Origin of the sequence: Mucilaginibacter gossypii (genome assembly GCF_900100945.1) — a bacterium.
Lineage (GTDB): Bacteria > Bacteroidota > Bacteroidia > Sphingobacteriales > Sphingobacteriaceae > Mucilaginibacter > Mucilaginibacter gossypii.
In genome coordinates this window covers 11,645-26,767 of sequence record NZ_FNCG01000011.1, presented here as the reverse complement: position 1 = coordinate 26,767, position 15,123 = coordinate 11,645, and the positions used below count along the sequence as shown (strand labels likewise).

Annotated in this window: 10 protein-coding genes; 2 read left to right on the top strand and 8 right to left on the bottom strand. The window is 43.7% G+C overall.

Translation table 11 applies throughout. The features are described 5' to 3' along the window. On the top strand, nucleotides 1-1,674 hold the full coding sequence (locus BLS28_RS18875) for a patatin-like phospholipase family protein (protein ID WP_091171069.1): 1,674 nt from the start codon (nucleotides 1-3) through the stop codon (nucleotides 1,672-1,674). A gap of 59 nt (nucleotides 1,675-1,733) precedes the next feature. Here BLS28_RS18875 and fabF read toward each other — a convergent pair whose 3' ends face one another. Together fabF and BLS28_RS18865 are read right to left on the bottom strand one after the other, a co-directional pair. Further along, nucleotides 1,734-2,978 carry a beta-ketoacyl-ACP synthase II gene (fabF, locus tag BLS28_RS18870; RefSeq protein WP_091171066.1) on the bottom strand — a complete coding sequence of 415 codons (1,245 nt, stop codon included), beginning with the start codon at nucleotides 2,976-2,978 and terminating at the stop codon, nucleotides 1,734-1,736. 165 nt (nucleotides 2,979-3,143) lie between these two features. Then, nucleotides 3,144-3,986: an isocitrate lyase/PEP mutase family protein gene (locus tag BLS28_RS18865; protein WP_091171062.1), complete on the bottom strand. Its 843-nt coding sequence runs from the start codon at nucleotides 3,984-3,986 to the stop codon at nucleotides 3,144-3,146. Nucleotides 3,987-4,129: 143 nt separating this feature from the next. Here BLS28_RS18865 and BLS28_RS18860 point away from each other — a divergent pair, with 143 nt between their 5' ends. Then, a complete protein-coding gene (locus tag BLS28_RS18860) occupies nucleotides 4,130-4,756 on the top strand; it encodes a CatA-like O-acetyltransferase (RefSeq protein WP_091171060.1) in 627 nt (208 codons plus the stop codon). Between the two features lie 123 nt (nucleotides 4,757-4,879). Here the strand turns inward: BLS28_RS18860 and BLS28_RS18855 are convergent, their stop codons facing one another. From BLS28_RS18855 to BLS28_RS18825, 6 genes are all read right to left on the bottom strand, one after another. Further along, a complete protein-coding gene (locus BLS28_RS18855) occupies nucleotides 4,880-6,172 on the bottom strand; it encodes a DUF885 domain-containing protein (protein ID WP_091171057.1) in 1,293 nt (430 codons plus the stop codon). 99 nt (nucleotides 6,173-6,271) lie between these two features. Continuing rightward, entirely contained in the window at nucleotides 6,272-6,706 is a 435-nt protein-coding gene (locus BLS28_RS18850) for a CBS domain-containing protein (protein WP_090524079.1), read from the bottom strand. A gap of 538 nt (nucleotides 6,707-7,244) precedes the next feature. Next, a complete protein-coding gene (locus tag BLS28_RS18840; protein WP_256337488.1) occupies nucleotides 7,245-8,687 on the bottom strand; it encodes an arabinan endo-1,5-alpha-L-arabinosidase in 1,443 nt (480 codons plus the stop codon). A 236-nt stretch (nucleotides 8,688-8,923) separates the two neighbouring features. Further along, nucleotides 8,924-10,480 (bottom strand): RagB/SusD family nutrient uptake outer membrane protein, encoded by a 1,557-nt coding sequence (locus tag BLS28_RS18835; protein ID WP_091171045.1) that lies wholly within the window; start codon nucleotides 10,478-10,480, stop codon nucleotides 8,924-8,926. A 30-nt stretch (nucleotides 10,481-10,510) separates the two neighbouring features. Beyond that, nucleotides 10,511-13,855 (bottom strand): TonB-dependent receptor, encoded by a 3,345-nt coding sequence (locus tag BLS28_RS18830; RefSeq protein WP_091171041.1) that lies wholly within the window; start codon nucleotides 13,853-13,855, stop codon nucleotides 10,511-10,513. A 160-nt stretch (nucleotides 13,856-14,015) separates the two neighbouring features. Beyond that, a complete protein-coding gene (locus tag BLS28_RS18825; RefSeq protein WP_091171038.1) occupies nucleotides 14,016-15,098 on the bottom strand; it encodes a FecR family protein in 1,083 nt (360 codons plus the stop codon). Nucleotides 15,099-15,123: the final 25 nt, after the last annotated feature.

Genomic DNA, 15,123 nt, shown 5'->3' with positions numbered 1-15,123 from the left:
ATGGAAGCAGATAAAACTTCAGATCAGCAAGTATTTTATGTAGGACTTTGTATGGCCGGAGCCGTGTCTGCCGGGGCTTACACAGCAGGCGTTATTGATTACCTGCTCCAGGCATTAGCCGAATGGGACAAGCACCGCAGTGAGCCAGGCGTACCATCGCACAAAGTGCAGATCCCGGTAATGGGCGGTGCGTCGGCAGGCGGTATGACCAGTATAATGGCCGCATCCTCCCTTAACAACCCGATAACCCATATCGACAAGCCATCAGGAGATCTTTTAGCCGAGCATCCCGAAAACAAGCTCTACCACTCCTGGGTCGACCTTATTCAGGCTGATATGTTCACAAAAATGCTGGATACCAGCGACATTAAAAGCTCGGGTGTAATATCGGCACTGAATTCTGATTTTATTAATGATGTTGCCAAACGGGTAGTTACCGCCGATCCAAAACAATGGCAACCGCTGCCCACTTATATTAAACCCGGTTTAAAGATCTTTACCACGCTTACAAACCTGCAGGGCTACGCCTACAATGTTCCGTTCAATTCGTCATCTTCACAGCGTACCAAATATAATATGCGCATCCATAATGATTACGCATGCTTTGAGCTTACCGAAAACGCCATTGCCGGGCATAATAACGGATGGATGCCGCTTGACCTGAAAAATAATATTAACACGGATATAGCCGCCGACGCTGCAATGGCTACCGGCGCCTTTCCGGTTGGGTTGCAATCAAGGATAGTTAAACGCGACGCCCAGTATGTTAACAATAACCCATGGTTAAGCAATTACTTAACCAATGCTCCAATTGATGCAGGCGGTTATCAAACCCTGAACGTCGACGGTGGTATGATCAACAACGAGCCGTTTGATAAAGTACGCAGTGTTTTAGACGACCTTACAGCCCAACCGAGCGTTGATTATAACAACTTTAACAAATTTGTTTCAACCGTACTGATGATTGAACCTTTTCCTACCCAACCGCCAAAACCAATTTCGCAATCACGGGCTATATTAAATGTGATAGGTTTAACGCTATCATCCATGCTATCGCAAATGCGCTCAAAAGCGGTTAATATTAAAGACGCAATGGATGATGATTGCGCAGGTCAGTACCTGATCACGCCATCGCGCCGTGTAGATACGCCCGATGGCAAATCGACAGACCTAACCGGCGAACAAGCCATTGCCTGTGGTGCGTTGAGCGGTTTTAGCGGATTTTTAAATAAAGAATTCAGGGTACATGATTTCTTTTTAGGCCGGCACAATTGTAAGATCTTTTTGCGTGATTACTTTACCATACCAGCCAAAGCACTTACCACTAACCCCATTTTTAAAGATGGCTATGCTAATGCAGATCTGGCCAGATTTAAATCGACACAAAACGATAGCTACCAAATCATCCCGGTATTTGAACAAGATATCAAATTCCCCGATATTAAATTCAGTTCGGGTACCAACTGGCCCACGCTTAAAGAAAAAGATATCGACAGGTTTAGCAGCGGCTTGAAAGATCGTATCCAAACCATTATGCTTAATGTGGCAGACCTTGGCTGGCTCACCAAAAGCTTATTATGGATAGGCGCTAAAGTGATCCTGAACCGTATGGTAACCAACAAAATAATGGTAGTGATCAAAGAAGAACTTAAAACATGGAAACTGCTGCCGTAGCGGTCTAAAAAATTCAGCCTTACGAAGTTTCTTAAAACTTCGTAAGGCTTCAATGGCTTTTATACTGCTTTAAATACCACTATTCCGTTATGCCCGCCAAAGCCAAAAGTATTGCTCATGGCTACTTTTACTTTATGGTCGATGGCATCTTTCAATACAAACTTCAAATTATCCGGAATAGCGGGGTCTAAAGTTGTGGTATTGATTGTTGGTGGTATTATTTGATTTTCAATTGATTTTATGGCTGCGATAGCTTCAATAGCTCCGGCGGCCCCCAGCAGGTGGCCAGTCATGGATTTGGTTGAACCTATAATAGTATCTGTTGCTTTGCCTTTTGTAACCGCAAGCAGGGCGTTGATCTCTGAAAGATCACCAACCGGAGTTGAGGTAGCATGCATGTTCAGGTAGTCGACGTCTTCAATACTTAAACCCGATTCGGTAAGGGCCTGCTGCATGGCACGGGCAGCACCTAATCCTTCCGGGTGAGTGGCTGTCATGTGGTATGCATCAGCAGTCATAGATGCTCCGGTAACTTCAGCATAAATATGGGCACCACGACTCACTGCATGTTCATAATCTTCAAGCACCAAAGCGCCTGCGCCTTCGCCCATAACAAAACCATCACGATCAATATCAAATGGCCTTGAAGCGTGTTGCGGATCATTATTACGGGCAGACATAGCTTTCATCGAACTAAAACCCCCAATTGAAGCCGGGGTTATAGGCGCTTCAGAACCACCAGTAACTATGATCTTAGCCTTACCCAAACGGATATAATTAAAAGCATCCATAATAGCTGTATTTGATGTTGCACAGGCCGAAACCGTTGTGTAGTTAATCCCCATAAAACCGTTACGGATAGAGATCATTCCCGAAGCCATATTAGAAATGAACTTAGGTACAAAGAACGGGCTAAACCTGGGCTGTCCGTTACCCCTGGCATACTCAGTTACCTGCTCCTCAAAAGTTTCCATACCGCCTTGTCCGCTGCCCCAGATAATACCAACATCAAAGGGATCCATTTTGCTCAGATCAAAACCCGAATCTTTGATAGCTTCATCGGCTGCAACAAGCGCATACTGGGTGAAGGTATCGGTACGTTTTAATTCGGCTTTATCCAGGTGATCTGTGATATTGAAATCTTTCAGTTCGCAGGCAAATTGCGTACGGAATAATGATGCATCAAAACGGGTGATGGTTGCAGCGCCGCTTTTACCGGCAATTAAGTTTTGCCAATAAGTTTTTACATTATTTCCAAGCGGTGTCAAAGCGCCCAGACCTGTTATAACTACTCTGTTTAACATGATGGTTTTATTAAAATCGGCGCAAAGATATAACAATATACCAAATGGTATTTTGACAATTCAACATGTATCGGTTTTACACGCTGAAAATTACCAGGTTATGGCATGACCAAAAGTTAAAATAGTTCAAAAACCATCATGGTTAAATCAAGGAAACAGATTCGATTATTTTCCAAAAATCTTATTTAATTCCGAATAAGGAACAGCATCATTTACAAAACCATAACTTCCCTGTGAAAGTTCAACAGCGGCCCGCTGAAAAGCGCCCAAAGCAGCCCTTGCCAATGCCGAACCAAGACTTACCCTTTTTACACCCAGGCCGGCAAGTTCATTGAAGCTAATATCAAAACCTGCTGCGCCAAGTACAATATTTACTGATTTGGGGGCTACGGCCTTCACTACTTCGTTTATTTGCTCCCTCGTTTTGAGGCCTGGCGCAAAAAGAACATCAGCACCTGCATCGGCAAAAGCAACAAGGCGTTTTATGGTGTCCTGCAGGTCTATTTTCCCGTGGATCATATTTTCGGCCCTGGCGGTTAGCATAAAATGAAAAGGTAAACTCCGCGCCGCTTCAACAGCAGCCTTTACCCGTGCAACCGAAAGCTCAAAATTGTAAATGGGATCACGGTCGTTACCTGTGGCATCCTCTATCGAGCCGCCAACCAGTCCCACTCCCGCTGCGGCTAAGATAGTTTGGGCACAAATCTCCGGCGTATCGCCAAAACCATTCTCCAAATCGGCAGCTACCGGTAAATGTGTGGCATTGATAATAGCCAATGCATTATCAAGCGTTTCCTCCCGACCGATCATCGCATGCCCGTCCGGTCGGCCGAGCGCATAGGCCAATCCGGCGCTTGTAGTAGTAAAAGCTTCAAAACCTAACCCTGTTAAAATCTTAGCCGAACCGGCATCCCAGGGATTAGGGATAACAAACAGGCCATCACGTTCATGCAGGGCTTTAAAAACTTCGGCTTTTTGATATTGGGAATCGTTTATTGCAGATGACATTTGAAAGCAGATTAGTGTTTATCGAAATTAAGCAAAAGTTAACCTGCAATCATGAGTCTTAAGCCACAAATTTGCTTTTTGACTTAAGACTTACGACTTCTAACTTCCGACTTAATATCCCTATTATTGCAACAGCAATAGTTATGAAACAAAAAATAGATATTGAAAATTGGACCAGGAAAGAGCATTACAACTTTTTTAAACAGTTTGAGGAGCCCTATTATGGCGTAAACGTAAACGTTGATGTAACAGCCGCCTATAAGTTTGTGAAGGATAACGGGATCTCATTTTTCCTTTATACCATGTATCAGTCTTTAGCTGCCTCGCAAATTATTGAGCCTTTCAAATATCGTATGGAGGGCAATGATGTTTTTATTTACGACCAGATTGATGCCAGCTCAACAGTTCCGCGGGCTAATGGCACGTTTGGCTTTGGTGAATGGCCCTTTCATCCCTTGTTCGAAGATTTTGCCCGCGACGCCAACAAGGAAATTGAACGGGTACAAAGTAACAACCTGCTTGAACGCAAGGCTTTAAACAATGTAATCCGTTTTTCTTCGCTACCCTGGATCAATTTCACCTCACTGTCACATGCACGCATGTTTTCATTTATGGATAGCTGCCCTAAGGTTTCGTTTGGTAAAATGACAGAACATCATGGTAAGCGCACCATGCCGGTATCCGTGCATGTAAATCACGCGTTGATTGATGGCATCCACGTGGGCCAGTATATAGATTGTTACCAGGAGCTGCTGAACAAAGGATTTTAGGCTACCGTAAAACGCGCAGAAGTTGCGTACCTCAGGCACGCTAAAACCCTTTAATAATTATTCTACAACCCTTTAGCACCTCTGGTGCTATCTTTCCATCTATTGATTTACAAGATAAAAAGTTTAACTTTTTTTAAACACATTCTCCTTAACCATAAACAATGGCAGCGAGCCATGATCAAGCACGCGTGAATGAAAATCCCTGATGTTAAATTGGGCACCCTGCTTTTGCTGCAATTCCTCTTTCCAGTGCAGTATTTGTAATGCGCCATACTTGTAGGTAACTACCTGTGCCGGCCAGCGGCGCATGCGGGCAATTTCGCGCATGGCAATATCATCCTGCCCCCGGATATTCTTTCTCCAAAATGCCAGCGCCTGTTCATCTGTCCAGCCGTAATAATTAAGCGCTACATCCAAGGGTACGCGTACCGACCGTACAATATCCCACTCCCATTTACCCAGCTCATCATAAGGCATTTTGTATACGCCAAGTTGTTTGCCTAACTCTTCGGTATATGCCGCCCAACCCTCAGCAAAGCCCATATAATAAAACAACTGCTGCACTGCCGACGTTTTGGTTTGCGCCTCCGTACCCGCCTGGTAATGGTGGCCGGGAACTCCCTCGTGCATAAAAAGCCAGTCGACCTGCCGCTTATTGTATGGCTTATCAAAAAGGTTATAGTAAAACGCATTATTATCGTAATAGCCGGGCGTTTGTGCCAGTTGCCTGTTTTCGCCTTTTACAATTTTTAGCGGGGCTATGTTGGTATTACTAAAAAGTTTGGGCATGTTGGCATAAATAACCTCTTTGGTATTTTCGAAGGCTTGCTGAACTAACTTCGGGTCGATGATAAAAAAGGAAGGATCATTGAGGTGCTTATAAAAATCATCTTCGTTTAACCCGGTTTGCTGGCGGATAGCTTCGATGTGCTTTTGAACGCGGGCCACTTCGCTAAGGCCAAACTGGTAGATCTCATCAGGAGTGGCGCTGGCACTGGTCCAGCGTTTTAGCAGGTAGGCATACCAGGCTTTGCCGTTGGGGATAGTGATAATGCCGCCTGTGGGGATTACAGCAGGTTTATTTTTTAACCAATCCTGCTCAAGTTTAATCCGCTCTAAATTAAGGGCGGTTTCATAGCTGATCAGCTGATAATCTACGTTTTCCGGTTCGCTGAGCTGACCTGCTTTGAAGGCTGATAAATCAGTCTTAACTTTTTTAAAAAAAGCTAACTGTTTTTGCACATCAGCAGCGGTGCCGATATGTTCTAATCCGTTTGTGTAGCTTAGTTCAAGTTGGGGCAAATGCAATTTAGTGTAGCCGGCTACAAAATCATTGCAAAAAGCATCAAACGTTTGCTGACCAAAAGCAAAAGAAGAAGTTAAAATAAAAAACAAAAAAACAAGAGGTCGCCTCATAACAACGGAGTGGTTAACAAACCTAAATATTTGCTTTGATTAATTTATGCAAAAACAAAACTCCTGTTAACCATTATCAGCAATCCAAAAGCATTTTGCTTAAGTTGACTGGATGTAGCTGTGCAATTGCTCAATGGTTTCCCGTTGCGAATGGATAGTTTCGTACACCACATCACTCATTGAAATAATACCGCATAGCTGATCGGCCACATCAAACACCGGTAAATACCTGATATTATTTTCGCTCATGATCAGCATGCATTCATCAACTGATGATTCGGGGGTGATCCTCGGGAAATTGGTACTTATGATCTCGCCAGCGGTGGTTTCGTCGGAGTGTTTACCCATTAAAATGATTTTACGGGAGTAATCCCTCTCTGTCATCAGGCCCATATACCTGCCATTTTCAGTTACCACTACCGAGCCGATGTTTTTTTCGGCCATCAGTTTCAACACGTTAAACACGGTGGTATCAGCAGGTACTGCAGTAACATTGTTTCCCTTACGGGCCAGGATATGCTTTACACTTTTCATAAATACTCAGGTTAATTTGGTAAATTCAAGATACGAATAAGTAACAGAAAAACAATGGATTGTGGAAAACAAAATCTATTCAGGCTAAAAAAACCGTTCGGCCATGCAGTTAAACCAATCCTTATATTGTAACAAAACGGGTGTCCCAATTTTTTGATTCCCGAAAAAAAATTAAAAAAATGCCGGCTGTCTTTTTTGCAGAAAAACAAATGTTCCATTTTTTGAGTCTGAAACGCGGGACAGCATAAAAATAAAACAAATTGATAATCAGCTAATTAGTATATTCGATGAAACATACATAACTAATTAAAAATCAGATAATAAAACTGATAAGAGTAAAAACAGCGGAGGTTTTACAGAAGATTTGACGCCATATTTATTCAACCTCTTTTTTTGTTTTTATCGTAACTTTTTGAATAAGTTACTCTAATAATAAAAGGCGCTGACAAAATAGCTTCACCAACAATCTCGGTTTCTTTGATTAAAAAAGCCCCCCGGTAATTAAACCGAAGGGCTACCAACCTATATAAAAACAAACCTATTGTTTTCTCTTTCCCCAAATGGCAGTGCCATGGTTATCTAACCCGGTAAATATCAGGGTTGATGTTATTTTGTTTTCCCAGTCGCGCTCGCGTTCAACTTTTAGCTTGTAATTATCGCCGTTGCTGTATTTAAGCTCAAGCCATGGAGCGGTAAATGTCCATTTATCAGCAGCGTTACCATCAATAGTACCGGCAACGTCCAGTTTAAAGGTTGTTGAAACCTGGAAATCCGGATTGGTTTGCTCGGTACCATAACCCGGTACAACATGATAATTCAGCGTGATTTTTTCATAGGTCCCTGCCACATCGGTCGCAGCTATAGTTGTTTGAGCAACATTGGCATAGCGCTCAGGCGATACTATTGGCCAGCCGTCGGTTGTCCATGATATTTTACGAACGTGCAGGTCCATAAAGTACGAGTTAATACCCGGCCTGCCCTGGTGCGCCATGTAATATTGCCCGCTACCGTTGTCAAACACTGCGCAATGCCCTGTGCCCTGCCAGCCGCTTTGGTTGCTGAACTGGTATGGCGCAAGGATCATAGGGCCATGATCTTCATTGGTATTGATGTCATGCCCGTTATAATCATAAAACGGACCGGTCGGGCTATCGCCCCGCCCAACCCTAACATTATACTTGGTTTGCAGCCAGTCATAACTGATAAACAGGAAATACTTTTTCAGATCGGGGTTGTAGATCACTTCCGCGCCTTCAATGTTACCATTGTATTTGCCGCCGGTAAAACCGCGGTTAGCTATGCGCTTGCCCTTATCGCCCGAACTGGCCGCCAGGCCGGTTGAAGGATCAAGTTTAAGGATATAGATCCCGTCCCAGGCCGAGCCATAGTACATATACTGCTCGCCGGTGGTTGTAGTTATTACGGTTGGGTCGATAGCGTTGGTTTGGATACTGGCATCATTGGTTGATGTTACAACGAGGCCTTTCTCCGTCCAGGGGCCGTCAGGCGATGAAGCCGTCGCCATACCGATAACACTCAGGCGTGCTACAGGCGATGAAAGCGAATAATACAATCTGTACTCCGAACCCACCTTCATTACGTAAGGTGCCCATAAGGCGTTGTAAGGCGTACCGCCTTTACCCGTAATATAGGCAGATCCCTGCGCCGGCAATGACGAAAATACCCAACCCACATACTCCCACTGCACCAAATCCTTCGACCTGCGGATTTGCAGGCCCGGCCTTACATCAGTACCAAAAGCCACATCAGTACTATAGCAATAATAATAATCACCAAACTTTTTAATGGATGGGTCATGCACGTTATACACTGTCCACTTAGGATAATAGGTAAATGCCGCAATATCCGCATAAGTATCACTGATACTGTTGATATCAAACGCTGTTGTTACCGGTGGAGTCGTGGTAGTATCCGTTTTAGTTGGCGCAGGTGTCTCCTTTTTTGAGCAGGAAAACAGCACTGTTGTCAATGCGGTTATTAAATATAGATTTTTCGCTGTATTCATCGTCGTGTTCGTCTCGTTCTTATCTAAAAACTCATGTCATTTCGAGTGATAGCGAGAAATCTTATACTACATACTTTGTGGACTTGCTTATCCGCTTTGTGTATCGTACAAGATTTCTCTCTCGCCCCCTCGCTCGTCCCCCCCCTTGCTCTATCGAAATGACAAGGGTTGTTAACTAAGGTTGGATGGGGCTAATACCCCGTATTTTGTACCAAACCAACATTGGTTTGCACTTCGCTAAGCGGTATCGGCAAATACTCCTTACCTGCGGTATAGGTATTAAATTCCGGGTCGCGGGACTTTAGCCAGGCCAGTTTAGTTGCATCCTGTAACCAGCCCCAGCGACGGATATCATCAAAACGGTGACCTTCCAACGAAAACTCCAGGAAACGTTCGTGACCTATCTGATCGCGCATCTCAGCCTGGCTCATGCCCGGTTTTACCGTAGCTAAGTTTGGCAAACCAACACGGCTGCGTACCCGCTGGATGTATTGATAAGCATCGTTTGTCTGGCCCAATTCGTTCAAACACTCAGCGTACATCAGCAGTACATCAGCATAACGCATCAATCTTTCGTTGATACCTGATCTCCAGTCATACTCATCGGCCTGGCCGCTGTCGCCATTTTCATACTTATGGCAAAACAGGGCATTTAATGAGGAGCTGCCGGCGTAGCGGGCGGCAAAATCCTGGTTATATAATTTTTCGCCGGGTTTGTTGTAATACATGGTTACATCCAAACGTGGGTCGACACCGCCGCTGGTTGTTTTCTCCTGCAGATATTCATTGTATAATGCAGGCGTTGGCTGCACATCTGTAAAACCAAAGCTCGCCGCGCCAAAGGTGATGGCACGGGCAGATGTACGGCCCCATCCTGATGACGGATCGCCTCCCCAGCCCAGATCAGTACCTCCGGCATCCCTTGAAAACTGAACCTCAAAAATTGATTCGGAGTTATTTTCATTATTGGCAAAAAAGTTATCGTAGTAATTAGGCACAAGGCTATAAGTACCCATATCAATAACTGATTTGAACTCGGCAGCAGCTTCGGCGTATTTTTTTGTAAACAGGTAGGTTTTCCCCAGAAACGCCGCTGCTGCTCCCCTGGTAGCGCGACCTATCTGTCCATCGGGCGATAAGCCACTGTAAGTTGTTGGCAGCATACCTTCGGCAGCTTTAAAATCGCTGATCACTTGCGCCCAAACTACATCCTGGGGCTGTTGTTTTTGAAAATAATCGGCACTTGAGCCGGCAGGAACCAACGGCATAGGCACGTTTTTATAAAAATCGGCCAGGTGAAAATAGTACAGGCCTCGCAGAAAATAAGCCTGGCCTAATACACGTTTCTTCAGTTCGGCATCCATATTAATGGCGGGTACATATTTCAGCACTTCGTTTGCGCGTAAAATACCCTGGTAGTAGGCTGTCCATGAAAACAGCACACCGGCACCGGTGCTTTGCATATTAAACTTACCCATGTTATAGATCTGGTCCCAGGGGCTATAGCTTGTCGCATCATCGCCCCTTGTGTTTTCCACTATCGGCGAAAAGCGCATGTATGAACCATCAATGATTAAACTGCCGTATACCGCATTGATTCCCTTTACGGCATCACTGGCATTTTGCCAAAACGTTTGGGTGGTTTGTGCGTTAGGGTTTACTGTGGTTAAATCACTCTTTTTGCATCCCATGGCAAATGCAGCTACCAACAATAGCGTTAATAATGCCTTTGTATATATCGTTTTCATTATAAATAATGTTAAATCGTTAATCAGTTTTTATAATCCTAATTGTAAGCCTACCAGTAAAGTGCGCGGATTAGGGAACGAACCGTAATCAAAACCGCGGTTAATGGTACCATCGTTAATAAAATCCGGGTCGAAGCCCTTGTATTTAGTGATGGTGTACAGATTTTGTCCAGACAGGTAAACCCGCAAGCTCCTGATCACATGTGTACGGTTCAGCAAACTTGTTGGGAGCGTATAACCCAATTGCGCGGTTTGCAGGCGGGCGTAAGAGCCGCTCTGAATAAACCTGTCCGAATTGCGGTTATTGGCATTAGGATCACCTATGATAGGGCGGGGCACGTTGGTGTTGGTATTAGTTGGTGTCCAGTAATTTAATTCATCAGTGCTGGCGTTGGTATATTGGCCTGTCATTAAAGACTGGTACACCCCATTGGCTATTTTACTGCCATAGTTACCTTGTATAAATACTGATGCATCAAAGCTTTTATAATTAGCACTGAAGTTAAAGCCATAGTAAAGTTTTGGTATAGCGGAGCCTAAGTAAACACGGTCGTTATCGTTGATGATGCCGTTATGATCAGTATCAACAAACTTAACATCGCCCGGGGCTGCCCCTGTTTGGGTGGCATGAGCCGCTACATCTGCTGCATCTTTGAAAATACCTTCAGTTTTAAATGCATACAGCTCGCCTACCTCACCGCCAACAGCTGTTTTGCTGTATGCACCGTAAATTGGGTTACCACCATTGCCTAAGGATAATACTTTATTTTTAACCGTTGAAGCGTTTGCGCTGATGGTGTAATTGAACGGACCGTTATCCCTGCTGCGATAAGTGACCGTAAACTCAATACCTTTATTGGTAAAAGAAGCAGCATTAACCAGTGGAGTGTTAATAGCGCCTACGGAAACCGGGATTGGCACAGGTAAAAGAATGCCTATAATTTTGTTAACATAATACTCCGACGAAAAGCTTAACCGATCCTGAAAAAGGCTCAAATCCAAACCAACGTTGCTGGTACGTTTTTGCTCCCATTTGTTAGTTTGGTCAAATACCTGTGTTTGGGTTGCGCCAGGCGCCAATGTATTACCAAATACATAACTGGCATTGGCATTTACAACGGCCTGGTATGGGTAAAATGCAAGCGCGTTTACGTTACCCAATGTACCGTATCCCGCCTTTAATTTTAATTGGGTAATAGCTTCGGGCAGGTGCAGGAATTTTTCTTTATTGATATTCCAGCCAACAGATACGCCGGCAAAATTACCAAAGCGGTTATACGCTGGCAACTGCGATGTACCATCACGCCTGTAATTGGCGGTTAGCAGGTAACGATCATCATAGTTGTAGTTTACGCGGCCAAATATTGGCGAGTAAAATTTACGCTCGTTGCTGTTGCCAAATACTGTTTTATCGGTAGTGTTACTCACATTATCAAACGCAAACAGGTATGGCTGCGGCAGATTATAGGCTATACCGGTAAGGTTATCATTCTTATCTTTTTGATAAGCCGTACCTGCCAGTAATTCTACATTATGCTTTTTGATATTGAATTTGTAGCTCAGCGTATTTTCAACAAGGGCGGTATAGTAATTACCACGGGCATCGCTGTAGTAAGCCGTTGTGTTGGGATAAAACCAGCCCAGGTCATAAATAGGGTCGAAATAAGTGTTCTTGAAATCGTTACGGTCATAGCTTGCGTTAAGACGATATTTCAGGTTTTTGATAAACTCAATCTCCATCCATGCCGATGCCAGCATACGATTGCGTTGCCCCGTGCTGTTTAACAAATTATTTACACCAATAATATTCAAAGAGATGGCCCTTTGGGTATTTTGATCAACACCGCCATAACCACCAACACGGTTAGGATCGTAAATAGGCATGGTAGGGATAGCTGTAACAAGATCAACTATCTGGTTACCTGTACCATGTAAATGTGGATATGCCAGATTGTTATAATCGCCTTCGGTATAGGCAAACTTAGTACCGAAAGACACGATGCCTTTTTTACCCTGGATATTACCACTCAGGTTATAGCGCGTATATGAAGGGCCAGACACGGTTGTGCCGGTTTGGTTAAAATAATCAAAGGCGACGTTATAGCTCATGTTTTCGTTACCGCCGGATAAGCCAAGGTCATGGCTTTGGGTGTAGCCTGTTCTGAAGCCCGATTTTTGCCAGTCGGTATTTACGTTGCTGATAAATTTGCTTGATGACGGATCATTGCCCGGAGCCAATGATAAGCCAGCATTGGTTTCGGCAGCATTGGCAATTTTTTGGTACCCTACCCTGTCAGTAACAGACAGTGTTTTTGGATTTTTCTGGAAGCCTGCATAACCATTGTAGTTGATCTTCATGGCGCCGTTGCGGCCTTTTTTAGTAGTGATGATAACCACACCATTGGCACCGCGGAAACCATAAATGGCACCTGCCGACGCATCTTTAATTACCTGCATGCTTTCGATATCAGTTGTAGGGAAATCGAAAGGTTCCATAGTTGGTACACCATCAATGATATATAGCGGGTTGTTGTTGATCAGCGAGCTCACACCACGAATCCGGATAGAAACGCCTTCGCCCGGTACACCTGAACCATTTACCTGTACGCCCGCAACCTGCCCCTGCAAGGCCCTTGCAACATCGGGAGTTACACGTTTATTGGCGTCCTTTACGTTCACCACAGCAACCGAACCTGTAAGATTTTCCTTTTTCTGTGTGCCGTATCCAACCACAATTACCTCGTTTAAAGAATTGGATGCTGCTTTCAACTGTATATTGATGAGCGAATTGCCACTTATTGTCACCTCCTGTGAAGTGTAGCCAACAAATGAAAATACAAGCACCACACCTTCCGTGTTAACATCGGGTATTTTTATATTATAACGGCCCTGCACGTCGGTTTGTGCACTTACGTTCGTCCCTTTTACTTTTACAGTAACGCCAGGCAAAGGCAGGCCTTCATCATCGGTTACCTTACCACTCACAGTACCGGGGGCCATTGCCTTGCCCTTTTCTGTAAGTATAACCAGGTTATTATCACCCAGCGTATAACTCAGGTTGGTATTGCTAAGTACAATTTTCATCACCTCTTCAAGCGATGCATCTTTTGTATTTAAACTGGCGGGCATATCGTTTTTCAACAACATATCGTCGTTATACAAAAAGCGATAGTCAGACTTTTTTTCGATTTCCTTTAACGCCTTTTTCAGGGGCATGTTTTGAAAATTAACGTTGATGCGGGTCTGACCATATCCCTTTGAAAACGCCTGCAACGAGGAGGCGAGTACCAGGATACAGATAAATTTAAACATAAGAAGTACTTTCAAAAATTGGTTCAGCCGCAATGGGTTAATGCGGTGTGCATTTTTTTTCATAATTTAGCATTAAGGTTATTTTAACTATTTGGTTTATAGAAGGACTGGTAGTTAACTTGTACCACATTATAATGGGGGGATGCGGGAACATCTTCCCATTTTTTATGGTTTCAGATTTGATACTTATTTACGCATAGGCTCTTTCATAAAGGTTTATTAATTAATAAATTACAATTTGGTTAGTGTCAATTTTATAACGAAACGCCGCCGTTTTCTGCAGGCTCAATAAAGCCTTATTAATCGATTCTTTTTGAAATTTCCCCGTAAAGCGCAGCTTTTTTACATCTTCATTTTCAAAAACGATGTTCACATTATATCTGCGCTCCATTTTTTGGGCGATGTTTTCAAAATCTTCAGCGTCAAAGGCCAGTTTATTTTCAAGCCATAAGGCTTCTGACGGCAAGGTATCCTTTTTGGCCTGGTGAATGCGGCTCAGTGCTATAAGCGGAGTTTCTTCGGCTATCTTATATGTTGGGGTATTACTTTTAAGTTGCAGTTCCTGGTTGTTGATCACCGTAATTTTTTCTGATGGGTTAAGGATGATCTTTTTTTCGGGATTTTTTAAAACGGTAAGTTCAATTTTACCGCGAATGAGTGCGGCTTCGGATGTTTTATCATTATTATATGAACGCACATTGAATTTAGTACCTAACACCCTGATACTGATAGTTGTGGTAGTAACTACAAAAGGGTGCTGCGGATCTTTAACAACATCAAAAAAAGCCTCACCCACCAGGGATACTTTTCTTTCCTCGGTGCCAAAATCATTATTATAAGTAAGCTTGCTGCCCATATTAAGCCAAACACGACTGCCATCGGGCAATTGAATTTTGCTGATGCCGTTTTTAGGAGCAGTTATTTCATTGGGTTTCCCGGTAGTGATAGTTTCTTTGCGGGTAAACCAAAATATGCCCAGCATCAAACATGCGGCAGCTAATAACGATCCCAGTTTAATGATCCCGTTTTTTTTTCTTTTGCTTTGGATTGAGATAATTTGAGCGGCTTGTTCAGCCTCTTTTTCTTCAATGACATCAAGTTCGGTTTCAAAAGCATCCCATTTGCTTAACAGCTTTTCATCCTGGCTTGCTTGCTGATCATTTTTCCAGATCGCTTCCAGTCCATCCATTGGGTACATACCGGCGGCTTCCTGTTGCTGCAACAGTTGTTCAAGTTCAAGTAACTCTTCGGGCGAAGCTTCACCATTTAACTTTTTACCAATAAGTATCCAGATGTTGTTGATCATTATTTACAGCTCTATATATAAAGAC

Coding starts and splice junctions, on each gene's coding strand:
- fabF (WP_091171066.1), bottom strand. CDS start 2,978: ATGTTAAACAGAGTAGTTATAACAGGTCTGGGCGCTTTGACACCGCTT.
- BLS28_RS18835 (WP_091171045.1), bottom strand. CDS start 10,480: ATGAAAACGATATATACAAAGGCATTATTAACGCTATTGTTGGTAGCT.
- BLS28_RS18850 (WP_090524079.1), bottom strand. CDS start 6,706: ATGAAAAGTGTAAAGCATATCCTGGCCCGTAAGGGAAACAATGTTACT.
- BLS28_RS18860 (WP_091171060.1), top strand. CDS start 4,130: ATGAAACAAAAAATAGATATTGAAAATTGGACCAGGAAAGAGCATTAC.
- BLS28_RS18825 (WP_091171038.1), bottom strand. CDS start 15,098: ATGATCAACAACATCTGGATACTTATTGGTAAAAAGTTAAATGGTGAA.
- BLS28_RS18855 (WP_091171057.1), bottom strand. CDS start 6,172: ATGAGGCGACCTCTTGTTTTTTTGTTTTTTATTTTAACTTCTTCTTTT.
- BLS28_RS18830 (WP_091171041.1), bottom strand. CDS start 13,855: ATGAAAAAAAATGCACACCGCATTAACCCATTGCGGCTGAACCAATTT.
- BLS28_RS18875 (WP_091171069.1), top strand. CDS start 1: ATGGAAGCAGATAAAACTTCAGATCAGCAAGTATTTTATGTAGGACTT.
- BLS28_RS18865 (WP_091171062.1), bottom strand. CDS start 3,986: ATGTCATCTGCAATAAACGATTCCCAATATCAAAAAGCCGAAGTTTTT.